The organism is Amycolatopsis sp. CA-211722, from assembly GCF_056828465.1.
Map to the genome: position 1 here is coordinate 7,869,682 of NZ_CP184752.1, position 22,885 is coordinate 7,892,566.

The 22,885-nt window shown below is 70.6% G+C and carries 18 protein-coding genes; 4 read left to right on the forward strand and 14 right to left on the reverse strand.

Annotated features, from left to right (window positions below):
- The first annotated feature begins 158 nt into the window (after positions 1–158).
- Positions 159–1,085 (forward strand): hypothetical protein, encoded by a 927-nt coding sequence (locus ACOCEP_RS36040; RefSeq protein WP_482334057.1) that lies wholly within the window; start codon positions 159–161, stop codon positions 1,083–1,085.
- Here ACOCEP_RS36040 and ACOCEP_RS36045 read toward each other — a convergent pair.
- The 7 genes from ACOCEP_RS36045 to ACOCEP_RS36075 form a co-directional block, all read right to left on the reverse strand.
- The gene (locus ACOCEP_RS36045; RefSeq protein ID WP_482334058.1) at positions 1,060–1,926 is read right to left on the reverse strand and encodes an alpha/beta fold hydrolase; all 867 of its coding nucleotides are present in this window, start codon (positions 1,924–1,926) and stop codon (positions 1,060–1,062) included. The genes ACOCEP_RS36040 and ACOCEP_RS36045 overlap by 26 nt on opposite strands.
- Positions 1,923–3,638, reverse strand: coding sequence for an ABC transporter ATP-binding protein (locus tag ACOCEP_RS36050; RefSeq protein WP_482334059.1), 1,716 nt, complete (start codon positions 3,636–3,638; stop codon positions 1,923–1,925). The genes ACOCEP_RS36045 and ACOCEP_RS36050 overlap by 4 nt, the downstream gene beginning before the upstream one ends.
- Positions 3,635–6,157, reverse strand: a complete 2,523-nt coding sequence (locus ACOCEP_RS36055) for an ABC transporter ATP-binding protein/permease (RefSeq protein ID WP_482334060.1) — start codon at positions 6,155–6,157, stop codon at positions 3,635–3,637. Before ACOCEP_RS36055 ends, ACOCEP_RS36050 begins: the two co-directional genes overlap by 4 nt.
- Positions 6,157–6,855: a TetR/AcrR family transcriptional regulator gene (locus ACOCEP_RS36060; protein WP_482334062.1), complete on the reverse strand. Its 699-nt coding sequence runs from the start codon at positions 6,853–6,855 to the stop codon at positions 6,157–6,159. Before ACOCEP_RS36060 ends, ACOCEP_RS36055 begins: the two co-directional genes overlap by 1 nt.
- Positions 6,856–7,220: 365 nt before the next feature.
- Entirely contained in the window at positions 7,221–8,759 is a 1,539-nt protein-coding gene (locus ACOCEP_RS36065) for a S8 family serine peptidase (protein WP_482334063.1), read from the reverse strand.
- A 27-nt stretch (positions 8,760–8,786) separates the two neighbouring features.
- Positions 8,787–10,244, reverse strand: coding sequence for a trypsin-like serine protease (locus tag ACOCEP_RS36070; RefSeq protein ID WP_482334065.1), 1,458 nt, complete (start codon positions 10,242–10,244; stop codon positions 8,787–8,789).
- Between the two features lie 159 nt (positions 10,245–10,403).
- The gene (locus ACOCEP_RS36075; protein ID WP_482334067.1) at positions 10,404–13,220 is read right to left on the reverse strand and encodes a LuxR C-terminal-related transcriptional regulator; all 2,817 of its coding nucleotides are present in this window, start codon (positions 13,218–13,220) and stop codon (positions 10,404–10,406) included.
- A 385-nt stretch (positions 13,221–13,605) separates the two neighbouring features.
- Here ACOCEP_RS36075 and ACOCEP_RS36080 point away from each other — a divergent pair, with 385 nt between their 5' ends.
- Together ACOCEP_RS36080 and ACOCEP_RS36085 are read left to right on the forward strand one after the other, a co-directional pair.
- Positions 13,606–14,196 carry a papain-like cysteine protease family protein gene (locus ACOCEP_RS36080; protein WP_063276879.1) on the forward strand — a complete coding sequence of 197 codons (591 nt, stop codon included), beginning with the start codon at positions 13,606–13,608 and terminating at the stop codon, positions 14,194–14,196.
- Positions 14,197–14,200: 4 nt separating this feature from the next.
- Positions 14,201–14,953: a hypothetical protein gene (locus tag ACOCEP_RS36085; protein WP_482334069.1), complete on the forward strand. Its 753-nt coding sequence runs from the start codon at positions 14,201–14,203 to the stop codon at positions 14,951–14,953.
- A gap of 104 nt (positions 14,954–15,057) precedes the next feature.
- Here ACOCEP_RS36085 and ACOCEP_RS36090 read toward each other — a convergent pair whose 3' ends face one another.
- The 3 genes from ACOCEP_RS36090 to ACOCEP_RS36100 are packed head-to-tail and all read right to left on the reverse strand — an operon-like array spanning position 15,058 to position 18,328.
- Positions 15,058–16,539, reverse strand: a complete 1,482-nt coding sequence (locus ACOCEP_RS36090) for a flavin-containing monooxygenase (RefSeq protein WP_482334071.1) — start codon at positions 16,537–16,539, stop codon at positions 15,058–15,060.
- Entirely contained in the window at positions 16,536–17,384 is an 849-nt protein-coding gene (locus tag ACOCEP_RS36095; protein ID WP_482334073.1) for an SDR family oxidoreductase, read from the reverse strand. Before ACOCEP_RS36095 ends, ACOCEP_RS36090 begins: the two co-directional genes overlap by 4 nt.
- Complete coding sequence (locus ACOCEP_RS36100; RefSeq protein WP_482334075.1) at positions 17,381–18,328, reverse strand: patatin-like phospholipase family protein; 948 nt, start codon at positions 18,326–18,328, stop codon at positions 17,381–17,383. Before ACOCEP_RS36100 ends, ACOCEP_RS36095 begins: the two co-directional genes overlap by 4 nt.
- Positions 18,329–18,376: 48 nt before the next feature.
- On the opposite strand from ACOCEP_RS36100, the gene ACOCEP_RS36105 reads away from it, so the two are divergent.
- Positions 18,377–19,009: a TetR/AcrR family transcriptional regulator gene (locus ACOCEP_RS36105; RefSeq protein WP_482334077.1), complete on the forward strand. Its 633-nt coding sequence runs from the start codon at positions 18,377–18,379 to the stop codon at positions 19,007–19,009.
- A gap of 99 nt (positions 19,010–19,108) precedes the next feature.
- Here the strand turns inward: ACOCEP_RS36105 and ACOCEP_RS36110 are convergent, their stop codons facing one another.
- The 4 genes from ACOCEP_RS36110 to ACOCEP_RS36125 all read right to left on the reverse strand — a co-directional run bounded on the left by ACOCEP_RS36110 (position 19,109) and on the right by ACOCEP_RS36125 (position 22,882).
- On the reverse strand, positions 19,109–20,053 hold the full coding sequence (locus ACOCEP_RS36110; protein WP_482334079.1) for a helix-turn-helix transcriptional regulator: 945 nt from the start codon (positions 20,051–20,053) through the stop codon (positions 19,109–19,111).
- A gap of 92 nt (positions 20,054–20,145) precedes the next feature.
- Positions 20,146–20,961 (reverse strand): HpcH/HpaI aldolase/citrate lyase family protein, encoded by an 816-nt coding sequence (locus ACOCEP_RS36115; RefSeq protein ID WP_482334081.1) that lies wholly within the window; start codon positions 20,959–20,961, stop codon positions 20,146–20,148.
- On the reverse strand, positions 20,958–21,731 hold the full coding sequence (locus tag ACOCEP_RS36120) for an HTD2 family dehydratase (protein ID WP_482334082.1): 774 nt from the start codon (positions 21,729–21,731) through the stop codon (positions 20,958–20,960). The genes ACOCEP_RS36115 and ACOCEP_RS36120 overlap by 4 nt, the downstream gene beginning before the upstream one ends.
- The gene (locus ACOCEP_RS36125) at positions 21,728–22,882 is read right to left on the reverse strand and encodes a CaiB/BaiF CoA transferase family protein (RefSeq protein WP_482334083.1); all 1,155 of its coding nucleotides are present in this window, start codon (positions 22,880–22,882) and stop codon (positions 21,728–21,730) included. Before ACOCEP_RS36125 ends, ACOCEP_RS36120 begins: the two co-directional genes overlap by 4 nt.
- Between the last annotated feature and the right edge of the window lie 3 nt (positions 22,883–22,885).

Sequence of the window (22,885 nt, forward strand, 5' to 3'; positions counted from 1 at the left end):
GTTCGGCGAGATCGCCGACGGCAACCGCGACCGGTGGTGTCGCCTGGATAAAACCCGTTGAGTGGCCCCGAAACCCCCGGACGGGTGATGGAAGCACTGTCCACAACGGACGCGATCGAGGGTGGCGTTTTCACCCGAAATCCGCCATGGTCGAACACGTGATCGATCTTCCTTATCGTGGCTCCGGCCCTTATTGCTACGCCCATTCCCTCGCGATGCTGCTCGGCTCCGAGGCGCCGGGCACCGACGTACTCGAAACCGTGACGGGCAGTCCCTTCGGCATGCAGCTGATCGGCGGTTCGCTGCCGTTCTTCGACGCCTTCGGCTGGGATCCCGATCTCGGTATCGGCGAGGCCCTCGACGCCCTCGGCTGGCACGCGGAAACGGCGAGCGAGCCGGATCCGGACGTCGCCTTCGCCCGGCTCGTCGAAAGCCTCGCCGACGGCCCGGTCCTGCTCGGCCCGGTCGAAATGGGGCACCTGCGCCACCAGCCGGGGATGACCGGCCCGATCGGCGCCGACCATTTCCTGGTCGCGCTCGCCGCGGACGACGAGTCCGTCACCGCCCACGACCCGCAGGGCTACCCGTACGCGCGGATCCCCCGCGCGGATTTCGCGGCCGCCTGGCGCGCCGAAACGGTCGCATACGGCGAACCGCACACGATGCGGACGAAGTTCGTGCGGCACACCGTCGTAGAAGACGAGGCCGCCATCGTGGCGTCGCTCCCCAGGGCGATCAAGCGGCTCAGCGGGCAGAACGACGGCGATCTTCCGCCCGGCACGCTCGGCAACGGTGACGCGGCCCTCGCGCTCGCCACGCGGATCGGCGACGGCCCCGACGCGGAACTGCGCGGGCTGCTCATCCATTTCGTGGTCCGCCTCGGTGCCCGGCGGACGGCCGACGCGGCGACGTGCCTGCGCCGGATCGGACGCGACGAAGCCGCCGCCGTCCTCGCCACGCAGGCCCGGCTGATCGGCTCGTTGCAGTACGACCTCGTCGTCGAGGACGACCAGCGTGCCGCCGAGACCCTCCGGACACTCGCCCCGACCTACGAAGAGCTCAGGCGGGCGCTCGCGTCATCCTGACGATTTCGCGGACGATCACGCCGGGTTCGGTCAGCGGGACGTAGTGGCCGGACCGCTCGGCGACGACGTGCCTGCCGGCGGGCGACAGAGTCACCCGGTGGGCGTGCGCGGCGTTCGCGCGGGCCCTCATCCCGGCGGAGAACCCGCTGCCGCCGAGGCCGCCGGACACCACGGTGACCGGGATGTCGCCGAGCCCCGGCGGGTCCTGCCGCCAGAGGGCCAGTTCACCGAGGAAGGTGCGGGCCTGTTCCCGCTGGGTCCGCACCGTCCCGACGGTGAACGCCTCCCGTTCGAGATCGCGGCGGACGTCGTCCGGGATCCCCCGCAGCAGGCCGCGGAAGAGGGCCTTGAGCAGGCCCAGGCGGGCGAGCACGGCGCTGAGCCGGAGCACGACGCGTTCACCGGTGCGGAAGGCGCGGCCGAAGAGGACGTCCGCGGCTTCGTCGGTCGGATCGACCAGCACCAGCCCGGCGATCCGCTCCGGGCGGCGCCCGGCGGCCTGCCGCACGATCGGGCCGCCGGCGCTGTGCCCGGCGAGGACGTACGGCCCCGGGCCGAAATGGTCGAGGACGTCGTTGAGGTCGTCGGCCATCCGGCGCAGCGTACGTCCGCCGGGGTCGGGAGCGCTGCGGCCGAGCCCGGACCGGTCGTAGACGATCGCGCGGGCGTACCGGGCGACCTCCGGCTGGACCGCCGCCCACGACGACCGGGTGGCGGCGGCGCCCGCTTCGAACACGACCGTCGGCCCGGTGAAACCCTCCGGCCCTGGGCGCACCATCGCGTGAAGCCGTCTGCCGTCGCGGGTGACGACCCATTCGGGCTCGCCTTGGGTGTGGGTCATCTCGCGGAGATCCTCCAGCCGGTGGCGTCGATCCGCCGCCGCCAGAATTCGGCGAAACGTCCTTGCGCCGCGAGGAGTTCTTCGACGGTACCGTCTTCGGCGATCCGCCCGTCCTCCAGGAACAGCACCCGGTCCGCGTACCGGATCCCGGCGATCCGGTGGGTGACGATCACTCGCGTCCGCGGTACGGCGTCGGCGCTGAGCGAGCGGACCACCGCGTCCTCGTTCTCGGTGTCCAGCGCGCTGGTCGCCTCGTCGACCAGGAGCACCGGTGCCGGTTTGAGCAACGCGCGGGCGATGGAGACCCGCTGCCGCTCGCCGCCGGAGAGCGCGCCGCCCGCCTCGCCGACGGCCGTCTGCTCCAGCAGTTCGTCCACCCTGGCGAGCGCGGCGACCTCGGCGACCCGCTCGTCGCTCGCGGACGGGTCGCCGGCGAGCACGTTGTCGCGCACCGAACCGTCGAAGAGGTACGGCTGCTGGAAGACGACGGTGACGAGATCGCGGCGCCCGGCCGCGGACAACCCGGCGAGGTCGGTTCCGTCGGCGAGGACCCGTCCGCCGGTCGGCTGATGGAGACCGGCGAGCAGCGCGAGGACGGTGCTCTTGCCCGAGCCGGACGGCCCGACGATCGCGGTCGTCGTCCCCGGGGCCAAGGTGACGTCGAAGTTCTCCAGCACGTTCTCGGTGCCCGGCGAATAGCGGAAATCGACGTTCTCGAACCGGATCAGCGGCGCCTCGGCCGGTGCGGCGGACTCCCCTGCCGGGGTGACCGGCGCGGTGAGCACGGTGCGGATGCGGCCGAGGGTGGTGGTGGCGGTCTCGATACCGGGAGCGAGATCGCCGAGCGCGGTGAACGGTTCCAGGTACCGGGCGATCACGACGATCAGCGCGATGGCCTCGGGCACGCTCAACCCGCCTCGCGTGACGAGGAGAACGGCCGTCCCGGCGAGCAGGACCAGCGCCAGCTGACCGGCGACGCCGAACAGCACGTGGCCCGGGATCTGCAGGCGCAGCAGCCGGACGGTCGCTCCATGGTGGGCGGCGAGCGCGGCACCGGCGTGGCTGCGCGCGGGTTTTACGCGGCGGGCGGCGCGCAAGGTCTGCTGGGTGCGGGCGAACTCGACGATCCGCTCGGTCAGCGTGGTGTTCGCCTCCGCCGCCGCCCGGTCGGCGCGCCGCGTGATCCGACCGGTCGCCCACAGCGCGCCCAGCAGGACCGGGACCCCGGCCAGCGCGGCGACACCGAGCGGCCAGGCGATCGGCAGCAGGGCCAGCGCGATCGCGATCGGCAGGAGTACCGCGCCGATGAGCGGGGTGAGCAGGTAGCCGACCAGGCCGACGAGATCGGGGCCGGTGGCGGCGATGGCCTGGCGGGCGGTCCGGGTGTGTTCACCGTCCAACCAGGACAGCCGGACATTCGTCAGGTGCTCGGCGACATCGCGCTGGGTGTGGTCCAGCACGCCGAACCCGAGTTCGAACCCGAGCCGCCCCACGACCGCGTCGACGGCCCAGCCCGCAGCGGTGGCGGCCGCGAGCGCGCCCAGCCAGGGCAACGCGTCCGAGGGTTCCGCGCCGAACAAGGCACCCACCAACGGCACCAGGAGTACGACACCGGCGGCGCGCAGGAGCACCGACAGCACGGCGAGCACGACGTAACGCCGGAACGCCGCGCGTTGCGTGTCCGGGATCAGCGCCGGCAGTGTGCGGATCACGCGGTCACCCCCGCCCCGGCACCGGCGTGCCACAAGCGGGCATACCGGCCTTCCCTGGCGAGAAGTTCTTCGTGGGTCCCGCTTTCGGCGATCTCGCCGCCGTCGAGGACCACGATCCGGTCGGCGCCGGTGACGGTGTGCAGCCGATGGGCGATGACCAGGACGGTCCGGCCCGCGGTGAGCCGGTCGAGGGCCTGCTGCACGAGGTACTCCGACTCGGGATCGGCGAAGGCGGTCGCCTCGTCGAGGACGAGGACGGGAGCGTCGGTGAGGATCGCGCGGGCGATGGCCACCCGCTGGCGTTCACCGCCCGACAGCTGGGAACCGGCGTCGAGGACGGTGTCGTATCCCTGGGGCAGCCGCAGGATCCGCTCGTGGATCCGCGCCTCGCGGGCCGTGGCGACGATCTGGTCTTCGGTCGCGCCGGGGACGGCGAGGGCGATGTTCTCCCGCACGGTGCCCCTGACGAGCTGCGGATCCTGAAGCACGAAACCCACCCGGCCGTAGAGTTCGTCGGCGGAGAAGGAGCGGACGTCCCGGCCGCCGACCCGGATCGCGCCCTCGGTGACGTCATGGAACCTCGCGACCAGTGCGGCGAGGGTCGACTTCCCCGCTCCCGACGGGCCGACCAGCGCGGTCACCGTGCCGGGGCCCAGGGTCAGGGAGACGTTCTCCAGCACGGGAACGCCGGTGCGGTAGGCGAAACCCACGCTGTCCAGTTCCACCGTGCCCGGCTCGGCACCTTCCCGGTCTCTCAGTTCCACTGTGGACAGTTCGGGTTCGTCGAGCACGACCTGGAGGCGGCGGGCGGCCAGCATCCCTTCGCGGACTCCGCCGAGGCCGTACCCGATGCCCAGCAGCCGCGCGCCGAACGTGGTGCCCAGCACGAGGAACGGGATCAGGGTCACCGGCTCCATCCCGCCGCCCGCCACCATCAGCGTGCCCACACCGGTGATCAGGAGCAGGAAGGTCGCGGGCCGGGTGGCGAAGTCCAGCATGGTCTTCTTGCCGGTGAAGGGTCGCTGCCAGTCACCGAGGAAACCGAGGTACTCGTCGAGCCGCCGCCGGAACGACGACGCCGCGGCACCGCCGAACACCCGGATCACCGGTTGCCCCTCCAGGTACGCGCCCGCCTCGCCCGCCATCCGTTCGGCCCAGCGCATCGCCTGGCCGGTCTTGGGTCCCGATTGGACGACCATGATCGACGTGGTGACGAGGTAGACGAGGATCGGGACGAGCAGGACCAGCGCGAGCCGCCAGTCCACCGCGAAGAGGTACGCCAGCACCGCGACCGGCGCGACGACGGCCGCCACCGCGTCCGGGACGGCGTGCGTGACCAGGTAGTGCAGCGAAAGCGTGTCGCCCTGGACGAGTTTCGCGACCGCGCCCGAGCCCCGCGCGGTGAACCAGCCCAGCGGCAGCCGCGCGAGCTTGCCCAGCAGCCGCTGCCGCAGTTCGCGAGCGAACCGCGCGTCGGCCGCGTGCAGCCAGAGCACGACCGCGGATTCGAGCAGGGTTCCCACGCCCAGCAGCACCAGCGCCGCGATGCCGGGCGCCCACAGCGATTCGTCACCGGCGAGCAGCCGCCGGACCAGCTCCACCAGCAGCACGAAGGGCGCGAGCCCGATCAGCGTCACGACGGCCTGCAGGATCCCGGCGAAGATCAGTGTCCGCCGCACCGGCGCCAGCAGACGTCCGGCCGCCTGCGCCCGCCATGCTCCCTTCGGTGCCCTCTCGACCGGTTTCACGGCTTCGGCTGCCGGTTCCTCCTTCTCGCCACGGAAAGCACCCATGGCCCGGCCGAAGTACCAGTACGCCCGGCCGTGCACCTCGGATCTGGGGAAGCCGAACGTGTCGCGCAAACGCGTCTTCAAGTGCTTGAACGAACCGGCTTCCGTCGCGATCCACGCCTGCCAGTCCGACCAGTCGCGCGTCTCGATCGCCGCCGCCAGCGAGGTCGCGTCGAGGCGCGGCACCCAGCGCACGGTCAGCCTCGCGTGCTCCCCCAGCGGGATCAGGCGGTCGGTCTCCTCGTGCTCTTCGAGGTACAGCTCGATCGGGATCTCGGCCGGAACCACCCCGATGATCGCGTTGATCGCGGGGATCGAGGCGGAGTCGCCGATCAGCAGATAGCCGGCCGGAGGTTCGGCGGGCACCGAGAAGGACGTGGAACCCAGCGACATCACCGGAACCTTCGCCCCGGGCCGCGCTTCACGCAGCCATCGCGAGGCGGGCCCGGCGGGCTCGTGCAGGACGACGTCGATGGCGAACGTGCCGGCTTCCGGATCGGCTTCGGTGAGGGTGTACGCGCGCTGGAACTCCGTCGTGCCGCCGTCCGGATCCGGGAACCAGAACCGGAGCCAGGCCGTCGGCTCCACGACGACGTCTTCGAACAACGTCGGTGAGACGAACCGGACCCGCACGAACCGCGGCGTGATCTCCGCTGTTTCGACGACGGTCGCTTCGTGGTCTCTCGCTCCGAAACCCCGCATCACCGCGCCCTGGAAGCCGCGCGCCATCACAGATCCTCCCCCGTGGCCGCCAGATCGGCCACCATCTCGGCGACCGGCCTGCCCGGCGGGCAGGATTCGATCAACCCGCGAATCGACGCGGTCAGCAGCAGCCGCACGTACTCGGGCCGCGGCACCTCCGGCAACGCGGCGGACGGCCCGGCGAGCCGGTCGTCACGGGACAACCGGTCGCGGACGGCCTGCCGTTCCCGGTCCAGCCCGTCGCCGTCGGCCTCCTCCGCGGCCGTGCTGTTCTCCTCGGACGCGGTCATCGCGATGGTCAGCGACGCCACGGCGCCGCTGAGCACGATCGCCGCGGCGGGCTCGTAACCCCGGCGGACGAGGGCGTCGACCTCGGTGGTGAGCAGGCGCTGGCCGCCGTCGCCGCGCGGGAAGAGCAGTTGCAGGTAGGTGACGAGGCCGGGATGCTCCAGCGCGAATTCCCGCATTTGCAGGGCGAAGGACAGCAGGTGCTGTTCGAGCCCGTGCCGCGGATCGTCCCGGAGCCGCAACTCGGCCAGGATGCTCTCGCCGACCAGCCGCTCGAGCCCCCACCGGCCGTCGACGTGCCGGTACAGGGCGGTCGCGGTCACCCCCAGCCGGACCGCGACCGCCTTGACGCTGAGCCGGCGCATCCCGAGCTCGCGACCGGCCCGCAGGATGTCGTCCCGCGCGATCGTCGCCGGACGGCCTCCGGTCTTCGGCATCTCGCCCCCTCGGAAAGTTATAGGGGGAAACTAAGGGTAGGCTTAGTTGGTGTCAAGGCCCAGTTCGGCGGGAGGCCGGAAGCTGCCAAGCGGTTGCCTGACCAGGGCCGAGGCGTGTTGCGAAAGCCACTTTCGCAACGTTGAAGGTTGCGAAAGTGGCTTTCGCAACGTCTCCGGGGTGAGCGGCCACCCTAACGGCGAGCATCGCCTGCGCGAGGTGTCGCGAAAGCCACTTTCGCGACCTCTGATGTCCCGAAAGTGGCTTTCGCGACACGTCGCGGCCCTGGTGAACGGACACCGGCGAGACCGCCGAAGCGGCCCCGCCGGTGCTTCCCTCCCCGCCCTGCCGGCGAGTCTCAGTGGGTTCAGAACGTGATGGCGAACCCGTCGATCGAGCCGGTGTCGAACCGGTAGACGTCCTGCGCGCTCAGCTTCCAGGTGCCGTTGGCCGCCTCACCGGAGGCGTCGACCGTGAAGGTCTCGTGCACACCGGCGGACGATCCGACGCCGCCGGACTCCTTGAGCCGGTAGGCCTTGCCGCTCGGCCCGATCAGGTCGAGCACGAGGTCCGCGGTGTAGCTGTGCGAGACATCCACCTTCACCGGCAGCGACGCGGAAGCCCTGCCGTCACAACCATCCTGGGTCACCGAGCTGGTCACCGCGGCCCCGGCGTCCGGAATGGACACCGGCGTGGTGTTCGACTTGACCCCGCAGTGCGGGCCGGGGCCACCGCTGCCGATCGAGGAGACGTTCAGCAGCTTGTTCGGCGAGCCGCTGCCCGCGTTCTTGATGACGCCCGCGGTCGCGCCGTTCACCAGCGCGTCCCGTACCTGCTGCGGAGTGGCGCCGGGGTTGGCCGAGAGGTAGAGCGCGGCCGCTCCGACGACGTGCGGCGTCGCCATGGACGTCCCGCTCATCCCCGCGGAGCCGCCGTTGCTCGGGCTCAGCGAAGTGATGTTCGTGCCGGGCGCGAAGATGTCGGTGCAGCTTCCGTAGTTGGAGAACGAGGACCGGTTGTCGGCGGAGTCCGAGGCGTTGACCGTGATCGCCTCGGGCACCCGGGCCGGGCTGGTGTTGCAGGCGTCGGCCGACGCGTTGCCCGCCGCCACCCCGTAGACGACACCCGACGCGATCGACCGCTTCACCGCGTCGTCCCCGACCCCGGGGGCGTCCATCGTCAGGCTCATGTTCGCCACGGCGGGTTTTTGGGCGTTGGCCGTCACCCAGTCGACGGCGTCGATGATGCCCGAGTCCGGCCCGGAGTTGTTGCAGCCCAGCACCTTCAGCCCGACGATCTTGACCTTCTTCGCGACGCCGTAGGTCTTGCTGCCGATCGTGCCCGCCGTGTGGCTGCCGTGCCCGTGGCAGTCCTTGCCGTCTCCGCCCATGAAGTCCTTGCCGAGGCTGGCGCGGCCTTCGTACTCCGGGTTCGACGGGTTGATGCCGCTGTCGAGGTCGTACGCGGTGACCCCCGCGCCTTCGTTCGGGTAGGTGTAGGCCTTGTCGAGCGGCAGGTTCTTCTGGTCGACCCGGTCCAGGCCCCACGTCGGGTTCTGCTGAGTGCCGGTGCCGCGCGCGGTGCCGTCCTCGTACACCGCCTTGACCGACGGGTCCGCGGCGAGTTTCCGCGCTTCCTTGGGCGTCATGCTCTTGGCCGAGAAGCCACGGACGGCCGAAGTCCAGACCGAACGCACCTCGCCGCCGTAGCGTTTCGCCAGATCGGCCGACGCCGCCTGTCCCGCCGCGGCGACGTCATGGAGGACGACGATGTACTGGTCGCCGTAGTGTTCCTTGGCCGGGATCACGACGCCTTCGGCCTCGGCGGCGACGGCGGTTCCGGCGCCGAGGGCGAGCAGCGGGCTCAGCAGGCCGAGCGCCAGCAGGGTTTTCGTCTTGTCACGCATGGGAAGTCCCCTCTGTTTCGGCGAAGATCACTGGACGGTGAGGGTGTAGGTGGTGGTCGCGGTCTTGCCGCCGCCGTCCTTGGCGGTCACCGTGACCGGATACGTGCCCGGCTGGAACGGCGCGAAGACCTGCATGGTCGAACTGCCACCGCTCGACACGCTCTGCGGCGAGAAGAACGGGTTGACCGGCAGCCCGGATCCACTGGCGGACAAGGTGATCGAGCCGGTTCCGCCGGTCGCGGTGACGGTCGCGCTCACCAGCGAACCCGCGCGCCCGGATCCCGAAGACGGGTTCACGGCCACCTTCAGGTCGCCGACGGGAGGTTCGCCGGCGCCGACGGTGAGCGACAGGCCGGCGGTGGCCGTCTCGGTCGTTCCCTTGCCGGAGATCGTGACCTGATAGGCCTTTTCCGGAGTGCCGGAAGCGGTCTCGATGGTCAGCTTCGCCACCTCGCCCGCCTTGATCGTGGCGGGCTGGAAGGTGGCCTTGGCGCCTTCGGGCAACCCCGACGCCGACAAGGTGACGCTCTCGGCACCGTTCTTGCCCGGTTTGCTCGTCACACTCGCCGACACGTACTTGCCCGGCAAGACCTTCACCGACGAGGGCGAGGCCGCGAGCGTGAAGACGTCACCCGGCTGCTCGCCGCCGATCTGCTGGGCGACCCAGTCCCCCATCTCGTTGTTGAGCCTGCTGTAGACGCTGTACCAGCGGAAGTCGCTGCGGCTCCACGAGGTGACCCCGACGACCTTCCCGTTCACGACGAACGGGCCGCCGCTGTCACCCGGGAGCACGGTCTTGCGGCCGTCGGAGTACCCGGCGCAGATCATCGTCTTCGGGTCGACGCCGTTCTCCACGCCGGTGCACTGGCTCGCGTTCACGATCGGCAGGGTCAGCTTGTGCAGCGTGACGTCCTGGGTGGAGTCGTTGATGTCCTTCTTTCCGTAGCCGAGGCTGAAGCCGTCCTTGCCCGGCGCCTCCAAGCCGGTGTCGGCGGAGGTGGCGACCTTCGCGTAGCCTCCGGGCGGGACCGGGATGTCGCCGTCGACGGTGATCACCGCGACGTCGTAGCCGTACCAAGGCTGGGTGAACTTGGGATGGACCTTGTAGTCGACAGCCTTCAGCTGCGTGCCGCCCGCGCTCTTCAGGTCATCGAGTCCATAAAGGACACTCTTCTCACCCGCCAGCTCCTTGCAGTGGGCCGCGACCAGGACCTTCCGCGGCGCGATGACGGAGCCGGAACAGCTCTGCCCCTTCGGCCTCGAACCGCCTTCCCGCAGGGCGGCGATGACATACGGGTAGTCCTTGACCGACGCGGGCGAGCCGCCGATGCTCTGGCCGTGGACACCGCCCGTCGGCAGGGGCGCGGCGTCGGTCGGCGTGATGGCGCGAAGCGTGTCCGCCGGTTCCGCACCGGCGAGCCCCGCCGCCGGTGCCAGCGCGGCCAGGGTCAGGGCGACCACGCCTGAGATCCGTTTTCTGCTCACGGTGATTCCTTTCCGGGAAAGCGCGACTGCCCGACAACTGTCGATCGGCGGCGGAAACGGAACAATAGTGGAATACGGCGATTGCCCCACTATTTAAAGGAACCGCCTCTGACCTGCTGTTTTCTGCGCCTTACCCAGCGAATCGAAGAATACGTGCCCTTAGGGAATGTCACTGAGCAGATCAGCGGTCAGGACGGTACGCGAAGGCAGCCCCAATTTCCGGAGCGCCCGTCCGACGTGGATTTCGACCGTCCGGGGCGACAGGAAGAGCCGCTCGCCGATCTCCCGGTTCGTGAGGTTCTGGGCGGCGAGCCGGGCGACTTCGAGTTCTCTCGGGGACAACGCTTCGCCGTAACCCTTGCGGCCACGCCGGGGCATCTCCGGATCACATCGCCGCAGCGAACGGCGGCAGCGGAGTGAGTCCACGGCGGCTCCGAGACCCGCGTACGTCGTCTCCGCGGTGGTGTAGGACGCGACGGCGCGCTCCCGCGCTCCGGCTTCGAAGAAGCAGCCGGCCGCGAGTTCGCCGGCGTAGGCCGAGAAATACGGGAGCGGCAGCGCGCTGTAGGCCTGTGCGGCCCCGAGCAGCAGCTCCGCGGCGGGAAGCGTTTCGCCGCGTGCCTCGGTGAGCATGCCCCGGCACAGCAACGCCGACGCGTTCGCGACCGGGGCGTCCTTTCCGTCGATTCCCTGCCGGTACTCGGCGAGCAGTTCCCGCGCCTCGACATGCTGCCCGAGCCCGAGCATGGTGCGCACGGCGAACGGCATCAGCTCGGCCGCCCAGACCCAGTTGTTCTTGCGCCGCACCGTTTCCAGGCCGAACTCGGCCAGTCGCCGGGCCGCTTGCAGATCCTTGCCCGCCTGGTGGACCGCGACGCGGCCCGCGTACGCCGAAGCCTGCACCGGGACACTGCCCGCGGAAAGCGCGAACGCCGCGTCGAAACTACGCAGTGCCGCCGTCGGCCGGTGCTGCCCGTACTCGTACCAGCCGAGCACGAGCAACGGCTCGGCCGCCAGCGAACCGTCCTTGTCGACCCGGGTCAGCATCGCGCGCGCCTTCTCCGCGACACTCGCCCACTCCCCCATCGCGAGATCCAGGCGCAGTTCCGTGCCGTCGGCGAGCGCGTCGAGATAGGGCTGGTGGTCGTCGCGGATCAGCCGCCGCGCCGTTTTGAGGTACGCCCGGGCGACCGGGTAGTGCCCGTTCCACGCCACCGCGTCGGCCAGGTTGATGTAGGTGCGGGCCACCTGACGGGAGACCTCCGCCGATTCCGGCGCCCGCGGCAGATCCGCGATCTCCTGCCACGCCTCCGGATCGGCGACCTGCATCCGCGCCGAGAGCCGGTTCGCGGTGATCGCGGCGAGCAGCCCGGCGTCGTGCTCCCCCTTGCTGACCTGTTCGGCCTCGTCGAGCCAGCGGAAGTTCTCCTCCACCGGAACGGTCCCGATATGCGGCAGCGCCAAGGTGACCAGTCCCCTGGCGAGCAGCGCCTGCCGCCTGCCCAGGTCGGCGGCGCCCAGTTCGATCTCGAGCCTGCCCGCTTCGACCTTGCCCACCTGGTTGATCAGCACCTGCCCGAGATGGACGCGGATCTCGCCCCGCGCGGCCTTGCTCAGCGGCCATTCGCGCAGGATCTCCCGCAGCAGCCGGACGGTGCCCGCGTGCGCGATGCTGCGCGGCAGCTCCCTGCCGAGCCGGACGGCGAACGATTCGCGCGCGGTTCGCGGGAGATCGGCGTCCCGCAAGGCCGCCTCGAGCAGACGACCCGCTTCCTCGGTACGGCCGTCTTCGATGGCGTTGTCGACCGCGACGCCGGTCCACTGTGTCCACGCGGCGATGTCGCCTGCCAGCCGCGCGTGACGGGCGATGAGGGACGCCGAAGGTTCGGTGCTCGTGGCGAGCCGGGCGGCGGCTCGGCCGTGCATCGCGCACCGCCGCGGCCCGGGAAGCAACGCGTAGACCGCTTCGGCGATCAACGGACTTCCCGAGACATAGCGGCCGCGGCCGAGATCCCGCAGCAGTCCCGCCTCCACCGCTTCGGTGATCGCACCGGCGACCTCGCCGGACGCGCCGGCGACCGCGCCCAGTTCCGGTTCACCCGCGCGGGATCCCAGTACCGCGGCCGCGCGGACGACGTCCTGTGCGGCCGGGCCGATCGCCGCGATCAGCCCGGAGACCCGGCTCCGCACGATCGGCGGAACCGTCGCCGAAGCCAGCTTGTCCGCGGAAAGCGCTTCGACCGTGTCTCCGACGCTGTGGACCAGCGCCGTCAGGTCGACGGCGATCCCGGACGTCCGCCGGTGCGCCGCTTCGGCCAGATCCGGCGCGCACCGGCCGAAGGAGGCGTCCAGGAACGTCCGCACCTGGACCGCGGTGAACGCCTTGAGCGAGAGATGCGCGGTGGTCTCGCGCAACGGCGGGAATCGCCGCGGCCCGCACACCGCCGCGCTGACCACCACGCTCAGCGTCGCCGCCGGAGAGGCCGAGAGCCCGTGCAGGAATTCCCCCGTGTCGTCGTCGGCGGAGTGGACGTCGTCGAGCATCAGCACCGCCGGACCGCAGCCGGTCAGCACTTCGCGCACGGCGCGGAACTCCTGCTGCCGGACGGTCTCGGCGTCCGCGTTCGCCGGGAACGGCGGCAGCCACGGCGACCATTCGGGGATCAGCCGCCGAAGGACTCCGGTCACCGGGGAGAAGCGGGCCGAGTGGGCGGCGGCCAGGTCGCTCTTCGCCAGCAGCGCGTCGACCAAGGGCGCCAGCCGGCCCGGCCGCGCGAACGAACCGCACCGGGCGGACCAGACCACGCGCGACGCGATCCCGGGATGGGCGGCCAGTTCTTCGAGCAGGCGGCTCCGGCCCACCCCCGGCCCACCCTCGACGACGGCGACCGACGGCGGGCGCGTGGCGACGCGCACCAGTTCGGCCAATTCGGCGTCGCGGGCCACGAACACCGGTGCCGTACCGATCGTCGGCATGCTCGGGACCATACCCAGAGGACACCCGCCGAAAGGCGGGAACACGAACAGTGACCACGAGCCGGGGGCTTTCCGCTGGTCCACACCACCGGAGTCACGACCTCCCCGCATCGTTAACTCGATCGGGCGACGACGACCTGCGGTGACACCGACCCTCGCGGCGGCAATACGGACCCTTAGGTATTGCCGCGAACCTTGCCACGAGACCACCGGAGGGTGAATCTCAGACTGTTCGCAGTGCCCCTCTGTCACCTCCCCACAGTGCAGACCCCCTGCTCGCGCCGGTCGGCCACCCGTTCGGGTAGCCGAAGTCCCCACCTGTCCCTTACGGGTAGCCGCCCGCGCGTGCTTCGCGTTCGACCATCCAGTTAGGAGTGTTCCGACGGTGAAGACCTCGTTCAGGCGCGGGCTGGCCACGGCCTGCGCCGGTGTCGCCGCGCTGGTCGCCCTGCAGGCGCCCGCCACCGCGGCACCCGCCATCACGGCGGCCACCACGATCCCGATCAGGATGCAGGCACAGGAGAAGAGCAACTGGTGCTGGGACGCCAGTGGCAACACGATCGCCGCGTGGTGGGGGCATTCCCTCACCCAGACGAAGTTCTGCCAGATCGCGCACAACGAGTCCGGGACGGACTGCGCGAACAACCAGGGCTACCTGAGCGATCAGCAGCGGGTGTTCCGCTGGCTGGGGTTCAGCAACGTCGGCACCTACAGTTCGTCCGGCCAGACGCTGAGCTTCGCCTCCATCAAGAGCCAGGTGGACGCGCGGCAGCCGATCGGCACCCGGATCGGCTGGCGCAACGGCGGCGGGCACATGCACGTGCTCTACGGCTACGACAACACGAACGGCGCGACGACGGTGTACTACGGCGACCCGTGGGGTTCGAGCCCCCGCTACAACCAGATGAGCTACAACGCCTACCGGTCCAACAACTCGTTCACCTGGACCCACACCGTCTACGGGATCAAGGACTGAAACCATGAAGCGAACCTTCCTCGGCGCCACGATCCTCGCCATCGGACTGTCACTGGCGCTCGGCGGCCAGTCCTCCGCCGCCGACGCCCCCAGCGGCGCGCCCACCGCCGCCGACCTCGCCGCGGTGTCCACTGTGGTCACCAGCGACGCGACCACCCAGCGGCTCGCCAAGGCGCAGTTCCCCGGTGCGGCCAAGGCGGACACGGCGATCGCGGCCAGAACCGCCAAGGCCGATCCGCGGACACCGGTGGCGGTGTACCAGCCGACCGCCGGCTTCATCGCCGGTACGTCCTCCGTCCCGGCCGAGCTCGCCTATGTCGCCACGCCCGCCACCCTGGGCAACGGCGACGCCGCGACCGTGTGGTCGCAGCGCGAGGGCTCGGGCTGGTCGGTGTACAACGTCGCCTCGGGTGACGTCGAAAAGCGCCTCGCGGCGCAGGTCGGCAAGGGCTATCTCCTGAGCGAGCCTCAGGCGGGCGCCTGGTACGCCGTCGACGGGGACACCGTGACCGTCCTCGACGGCTCGTCGGTGGCGAAGACCGGCGAGAAGATGTCGCTCGCCGCATACCGCGAAGCCCTGCAGAGCCGCTACGGCGACAAGCTGCCCGGCTCGACCTACGACCGCACCGGTGCCGCCGGTGGTTACGGTGCCGCCCCGGTGGGCGACACCCAGGTGCCGTGGTGGCCGTACGCGCTCGGCGCGGTCTTCCTCGCCGCCGCGGGCACGGCCGTCACGCTGCGGCTTCGCAAGCAGTAAACGTCAACGGTGCGGGGGGCTGAAGGACGCTTTCACCGCATGCGATGCAAGGAAAGCGTCCTTCACCGCGTGGCATGCGGTGAAGGACGCTTTCAGCCCGCCCGCTAGGCGAACGTGTAGTCCTCGATAGGGAAGCTCTGCGCCTCCCTGATGGCGTTCACCGTGGAGGACGGCCGGAGCAGGGTCGCCTCCCCGTGCGGGTTGAAGTAGTAGCTGTTCGCCGGGGCGCAGTTCCCCAGGGTGAAGATCGAGTCGCCGAGGCGTTCGGTCATCCGGTCGAGGAACGCGTCGTTGGCCTCCTGCGTCACCTCGAACTCCGTCGCACCGCGCCGCCGCATCGCGCCGAAGAGCCGGTCCATATGCCGCATCTGCGTCTCGATGGTGGTGAAATAGGACAGTCCCGAGTAGGAATACGGGCTGTTGAGCGAGATGAAGTTGGGGAACTTCGGGATCGCGACGCCCTCGTAGGCCTGGAAACGGTTCTCCCGCCACCACTTCCCGAGATCCCGGCCGCCGCGCCCGATGATCTCGATCGCCGGGAAGTTCGCCTCCCACAGGTCGAATCCGGTCGCCAGCACCAGGACGTCGATGTCCCGCCGCCGCCCGTCGGCGGTCTCGATCCCGGTCTCGTCGATCTTCGCGATGGACGTCGTCTCCAGGTGCACGTGGTCCTTGGTGAAAGCCGGGTAGTACTCGTTGGAGAACGTCGGGCGCTTGCAGCCGAACGAATAGCGCGGCGTCAGTTCCGCGCGCAGCCCCGGATCCCGCACCTGACGGCGCAGATGCGCCTGGCACCACAGCTTGCCGAGCCGGTTCGCCATCGGCAGCTGCTTGTAGTGCAGGACACCGGACACCATCATCAGCTCCAGCAGCGCGGTCCCGGTCAGCCGGGCGGCCCGCTGGGTGAACGGCACCGCGGCGAACGCGCGCCGGACCGCCTTGGGCACCGGGAAATCCAGTTTGGGGCTCACCCAGATCGGCGTCCGCTGGTACACGGTGAGGTCCCGCGCGACCTTCGCGATCTCGGGGATCAGCTGGACCGCGGTCGCGCCGGTGCCGATCACCGCGACCCGTTTCCCCGCGAGGTCGTACTCGTCGTCCCAGGCGGTGGTGTGGATGACCTTGCCGCCGAACGTGTCGATCCCGGCGATGTCGGGTTTCTTCGGCTGGGAAAGGAATCCTGTGGCGGTGAGGAGGTACTTGGCGGTGACCGGGCCGCCGTCGGCGAGCGAGACCTTCCAATGCGCGTCCGCCTCGTCCCAGACCGCGCCGGTGACCACCGAGCCGAACCGCATGTAGTGCCGCAGCCGGTACTTGTCCGCGACGTGTTCGGCGTACCGCTTGAGTTCCGCGCCCGGCGCGAAGAGCCGCGACCAGTGCGGATTCGGCTCGAACGAGTACGAGTAGGTGGCCGACGGGATGTCGACGGCCAGCCCGGGATAGCGGTTCACATGCCAGGTGCCGCCGAGGTCGGATTCGCGTTCGAGGATGAGCAGGTTGTCGTAGCCGAGCCGGGTGAGCTGGATCGCCGCGCCCATCCCGCCGAAACCGGCCCCCACGACGACGGCGTCGTACTGCGTGGTCATGCGTTTTCCTCCCGGTGGGTGTCCTGGTCGAGGCGGGCGCGGTAGCCGTCCCGCTCGGGTGAATCGGGCCGTAGGGCGCGGTCGTCCCGCACCAGACGGCGGAACGCGTTGAGCGCCGGTTCGGGGGTCACGGCCGCGAGGGTCGCGAGCGCGCCGACGTAGCCGGGCACGGCGATCTCGGCGGCCCGGGTGCGGACGGAATCCACCACGGCGTCGGCGATCCGGCCCGGTTTCACCTTCGGGATCGGCCGCATGTCGAGCCCGGACGCGAGCGCGGTGTCGACCGCCGACGGCAGCACGGCCGAGACGCTCACGCCGTGCGGCGCGTATTCCAGCCGGGTCGCCGCGGTCAGCCCGACGACGGCGAACTTGCTGGCGTTGTAGATCGCCAGCCCCTTCACCGGGAACTTCCCGGCCAGCGACGCGACGTTGACGATGTGCCCGCGCCCGCGTTCCAGCATGCCGGGCAGGGCCAGCCGCATACCGTGGACGACGCCGAAGACGTTGACCTCCATGGTCGCCCGGTTCAGCGCGTCGGAAAGATCGAGGAAGCCACCGTTCGGCATGATCCCGGCGTTGTTGACGAGCACCGCGAGCGGTCCGTTCGCCCGTTCGGCCTCACCGAGGAACGTGGTGAACGACGCCGGATCGGCGACGTCCAGATGATGCGCGGTGCCGCCGATGTCCGTGGCGGTCCGTTTCGCGGCTTCGAGGTCGAGGTCACCGATGGAGACGCGCGCACCGAGGGCGGCCATGCGTTCCGCGGTCGCGCGGCCGATGCCCTGCCCCGCACCGGTGATAGCGACGTGCGCGCCGGCAAGGTCGAGGTCCGGGTACTTGGTCATGCGCGTACTCCTTCTCGTTCGAAGGCATCGGCGACCAGGTCCGGCGCCGTCCTCAGCGCCGTGGCGAGCACGTGCTCGCGGCGCCGTCCGTCCATGAAGTTCGCGCCCATGGCGGCGAGATCGGCGGGCCCCGGCTCGATCCGCACCACCCGGACACCGGCCGCGCGCAACCGCCGCGCCTCGTCGTCGACCCGCCTGGTCATCGCCGTCCGCAGCAGCCGTTCCAGCCGGGCCGCGCCGCGCGCCGGAGCGCCGCCTTCGCTGCTCATCGGCGCGATCAGCACCACCTCGCCGACGCCGTGGCCGAGCAGGAAGTCGGCCGAGGTCGGGGAGACCGTGCCGCCGTCGAGCAGCGGACGTCCGTCCACAACGGACGGTGGGAACCAGCCGGGGATCGCCCACGACGCGGCGATCGCCTCACCGAGGCGGGCGGGCGGTGCGTCCGGGGAACCGAGCGCGATCCGCTTCCCCGTCAGGTCCGCGGCCATCAGCCAGGTCGCGGGATGCGGGACCCAGCCGCCGGGTGCCAGCGCGTCACCGAGTTCGCGCAGCCAGCTCGCGTCACCCCTACCCCGAGGCAAGAGGCCCGCGAGACCGGCGAGCGTGTCGACGTCCCGCCGCAGCGCGGCCCGGACGAGCCCGGCCGCGGGCCAGCGCGGAGAGGGCACCGGGGGAAACCTGTCCGGCACTCGCCGGACGTGCGCGGCGACGACCGCGTCACCACCGGGAGCGCCCGCGACCGCGTCGAGGATCGCCTTCGCCGGGATGCCCGCCCCGAGCATGGCCACCGCCTCGGCTCCCGCCGACGTCCCGACCAGGACGTCCGCCTCCCGCGGATCCCAGCCGGCCTTGACGTGCAGCGCGTCGAGCACCGCGGCCGTCCAGGCGAACCCGAGGGTCCCGCCGCAGCCGAGCACCAGCGCCCTCGCGGAATGACGTGTCATTTCCGGAACGGTATGTCATTTGAACGCGCGAGGCAATAAGCTGGCGGAATGACGACGGAGATCCCGGTCAGCAGGGCCGCACGAAAGAAGCAGGAACTACGGCGCGAGATCGTGGAGACCGCGTTCGACTGCTTCGCCGAGCGGGGCTACCACGCGACCGGCATCGCCGACATCGCCGCCCGGCTGGGCATCGGGCACGGCACCTTCTACCGGTACTTCCAGAACAAGCGGGACATCGTCGACCACGTCATCACGGACCTGGTCGAGAAGGTGGTCGGCGCGCTGGCCGCGGACAACGCGCCGGACGCGGTCAGCAGCCTGGCCGAGTACCGCAAGCAGAGCGCGCGGATCGGCGACGCGCTCGCCCGGATCTTCGGCGACGACCCGAGGATGGCCCGGTTCCTCCTGCTCGAAGCGGCGGGTATCGACGCCGAGATGCGGGAACGGGTGCTGGACTTCTACGAGACCGCCGCCGAGCTGACCGCGGGCTATCTGCACCACGGCGTCCGCCTCGGGTATCTGCACGAGGACCTGGACGTCGACGCCACCGCCCGCGCGATCAACGGGATGATCCTCGCGTCGATCCTGTCCGAACTGCGCGACCCCTCACCGGAACGGCAGGCCGCGATGAGCCGGGCGGTCCGCCGGGTCATGTACGACGGGATCGCGACACACCAGTAGGCGGGGTCCGGGCGGTACTGGTGCCACGCTTCATGGAACAGGGCCGGGGCGCCGGCGTCTAGCGGTGAAAACGCACACCGGCACCGACGAAAACGAACCTCAGCGGTTCCGCAGGGTGTGGCTGGGCGGCTCCCCGAACGCCGCGCGGTAGTGCGCGCTGAACCGGCTGCCGTCCAGGAAACCCCATTTCGCCGCGACACTCGTCACCGTCGTGCCGTCGCCTGGCCCGGCGGCACGGAGATCCGCCCTGGCCAGGTCGAGCCGGACTCGGCGCAGGTAGGCCATGGGCGTGGTGTCGAGATGCCGGCGGAACGCCAGTTGCAGGGCCCGCACCGAAACCCGGCAGGCACGGGCGATGTCGGCGACGCCGAGGTCGAGGTCCGGATTGGCCTCCAGGAAGGCGACCGCGCGACGCACCGTGTCCGGGACGGCGTCGCGGCGGTCGCGCGGGCGCTCTTCGCCCCTGCCCGTGGTGAAGGTGTCCAGTGCCATGGCCGCCATCAGCCTGCCCGCCGCGCCGAGTACCAGCGGGCCGTTCTCCACGTCCGGATCGGTGAACAAGGCGGTCATGTAGTCGACCGTCCGGCTCCATCGCCGAGCCTTCTCCGGGCACACCGGCTCGTAGCACAACCGCTCCACCACGGGTTCCGGGTCGATTCCGCCGAACAGCGAGAGGTCGATCCCGGTGATCTGCAGCCGCGTTCCGTGCAGCCCCGTCCGGTACTCGCGGCCGGGATGCGGGCCGGCGAACACGTCTCCCGGGCCGAGCCTGCGGTCGCTCACCCCGTCGTCGAGCTCCTGCTCACCGTCCAGCACCCGCAACAGCACCACCCTGCCCAACGGCTGGACGACGACCTCCGTGGTCAGCGTGTTGTGCAGGAAGTCGAAATGCACATCCCCGAGATCACAGCGGTTGTGCTCGAAACGGTAGCCTTCGACGCTGCCGCGGACCCGCAGGCGATTGTCGCGGTACGCCTCGGCGAGCAGGGCACACGCCTGTTCCGGATCGGTGGTCGCGAACTCCGTCACCTTCGGCTCGTGCACGCCGACCACGCCCCCTTTCCGTTCGCCTGTAACGAAAAGTCGTCCTGCCCGACGCTACCGCCACTCGGCGGGCACTACCAGGGCCGTCGGCGTCATCCGGCCGGCCGGAACGGCTCACCCGCGCGATCGAGGATCGCCCTGGCCCGCGCTTCGACCGGCTTGTCGATCATCTGGCCACCCGCCACGGCCACCGAGCCGTCGCCCGCCAGTGCCACCACTCCCCTCGCCCATTCGATTTCGCTCTCCGACGGGGCCAGCCCACGATCGGCGACCGCGATCTGACGTGGATGCACGCAGAGCTTCCCGGTGAAGCCGAGGGTTTTGGCGTGGTCGAGGTCGGCGATGAGCGCGGCTTCGTCGTCGAGTGCCGTGGTGACGCCGTCGATCGGGGCCGCCTTCCCCACGGCCGCCGCGGCGACGACGAGCGCGGACCGCGCGTATCGCAACGCCTCGTGCGACCGATGGTCGACCCCGAGCTGCGCGGCCAGATCGACACTGCCGAACGCGGGCCGCACCACCGCGTCCGCGCCGCAGACCGCCACCGCGTTCGCGATCCCGGCCGCCGTTTCCACGAGCGGGAGGATCGGGACACCCGGCAGCCGTCCGGCGAGGGAATCGATCTCGGCGGGATCCTCGGCCTTGGGCAGCATCACCGCGAGCGCGCGGCCGGCACTCGCGACATCCTCGTGGTACCAAGCGGTTCCGGCGGCGTTGATCCGGACGACCGCCCGATGGCCTTCGTCCAGCCACGCCCGGACGTGCTCGCGGGCGGCCTCTTTCCGGTCGGGCGCGACGGCGTCCTCCAGATCGAGGATCACGACGTCGGCGCCGCTGGCCGCGGCCTTGGCGAAGCGGTCCGGCCGGTGACCGGGGACGAACAGGAAGGTCTTCGCGGTGGTTTCGTTCATCGGCCGAGGCTCCGCATCGTCCCGGTCGCCGTCCGCCGTCCGTGGCGATCACGCACCGCGGTGCCGGTGTCCTCGGCCCGGACGATCATGCCCTGATGGTCGAACAGCGGCGCGACGAGGCGGTAGTCGAAGGCCAGCCTCCCGCCGCTTCCCCGCCGCCGGGCCGCTTCGGCCATCGCGAGCGCCTGCAACGGGCCGTGGGTGAGCAACCCCGGATAGCCCTCGACGTCGCGGGCGTAGTCGCGGTCGTAGTGGATGCGGTGGGCGTTGTAGGTCAGTGCCGAGAAGCGGAACAACAACGTCGGCGAGACGTCTATCGCCCATTCGTCTTCGGCCACCGGTACCTCCGGCTCCTCGACGGGGGCGTCCGCCCGCCCGGTGGCAGCGTCGCGGTAGACGATGTCCTGCTCCTCCTCGACCACGATCTCCCCGCCCTGGACGATCTTGTGGCCGGTCACGACGAAGGTCAACCGTCCGCTGCGGCCCTCTTTCTCCATCGTGGAAAGCACTTCCGTATGCCGCTCGGCGGGCAGACCGCACCGCAGCGGGCCGAGTGCGCGTACTCGTCCGCCCGCCCACATCCGGCGGCGGCCGGGCTCCGTGCCACGGATCGGATGCCCGTCCGGCCCCAAGTCGGCTTGCGCGGGCCGGTCCAGCAGGTAGCACCAGTGCCACAGCAGGGGCAGACCGTCACGGTCCAGGTCCGGCAGGTCGACGTCGAGCAGCGAAGCCAGCGCCTCCGCGGGTCCGGGCTGCAGGATTTCCTTCACGTTCGTACCTCCTGGCGGGCATCGAACTCGGCCCGGATCGACTCGTTGTGCGCCCCCAGCGCGGGCACCGGACCCATCACCGGCTCGTGGCCCACGACCTCGACGGGCGGGAGTAACGCCTCCAGCGTTCCGGCAGGGGTTTCCACCTCGCGCCAGCGATTCCTCGCGGTCAGCTGCGGATGGCGGGTGAACTGCTCCGGCGTCCGTAACCGGGCGTTGGCGATCCCGGACCGCTCCAGCAGGTCGCCGACCTCGTCCGCGGTCAGGCCGCCGAAGGTCTCCTCCAGGATCGTGGTGAGGTCGCCGTCGTTGCGGACGCGGTCGTCGTTGGTCCCGAACCGCGGATCTTCGGCGAGTTCGGGACGCGCCAGGACGTCCCGGCAGAGCACGATCCACTCCCGTTCACTTTGGACACTCAGGAAGACGTGGTCGTCGCCGGTGCGGTACGGGCCGTACGGCGAGATCGACGGATGCGCCGCCGCCGTGCGCCTCGGCGGTTCCTGACCGTAACGGGAGAAGTAGGCGGGCTGGCTCATCCATTCGCCGAGCGAATCGAGCATCGCGACGTGCAGGCTCGCTCCCTCGCCGGTGCGCTCGCGGTCGTACAGTGCGGTGAGCACGCCGCTGTAGGCGTACATCCCGGTGGCGATGTCGGCGATCGAGATCCCCGCCTTGGCCGGCGTCTCCGGGGTACCGGTGGACATCACGAGCCCGGTTTCGCACTGCACCAGCAGATCGTAGGCCTTCTTCGTCCGATATGGACCTTCTGGGCCGTAGCCCGATATCGAACAGTGGATCAGTTCCGGACGTTCCGCGCGCAGCGTCCCGGCGTCGAGGCCGAGCCGCTCGACCGCGCCGGGCGCGAGGTTCTGCAGGAACACGTCCGCCCTGCCGATCATCGCGCCGAGCAGCGTCCGGTCCGCCGGATCCTTGATGTCGAGTTCGACGCTTTCCTTGCCGCGGTTGAGCCAGACGAAGTAGCTCGACTGCCCGTGCACGGTCCGGTCGTAGCCGCGGGCGAAGTCGCCGACGCCGCGGCGTTCGATCTTGATCACCCGCGCGCCGAGGTCGGCGAGCTGACGTGAGGCGAAAGGCGCGGCGACGGCCTGTTCCAGCGCGACGACGGTGATTCCTTCGAGTGGTTGGCGCATGGA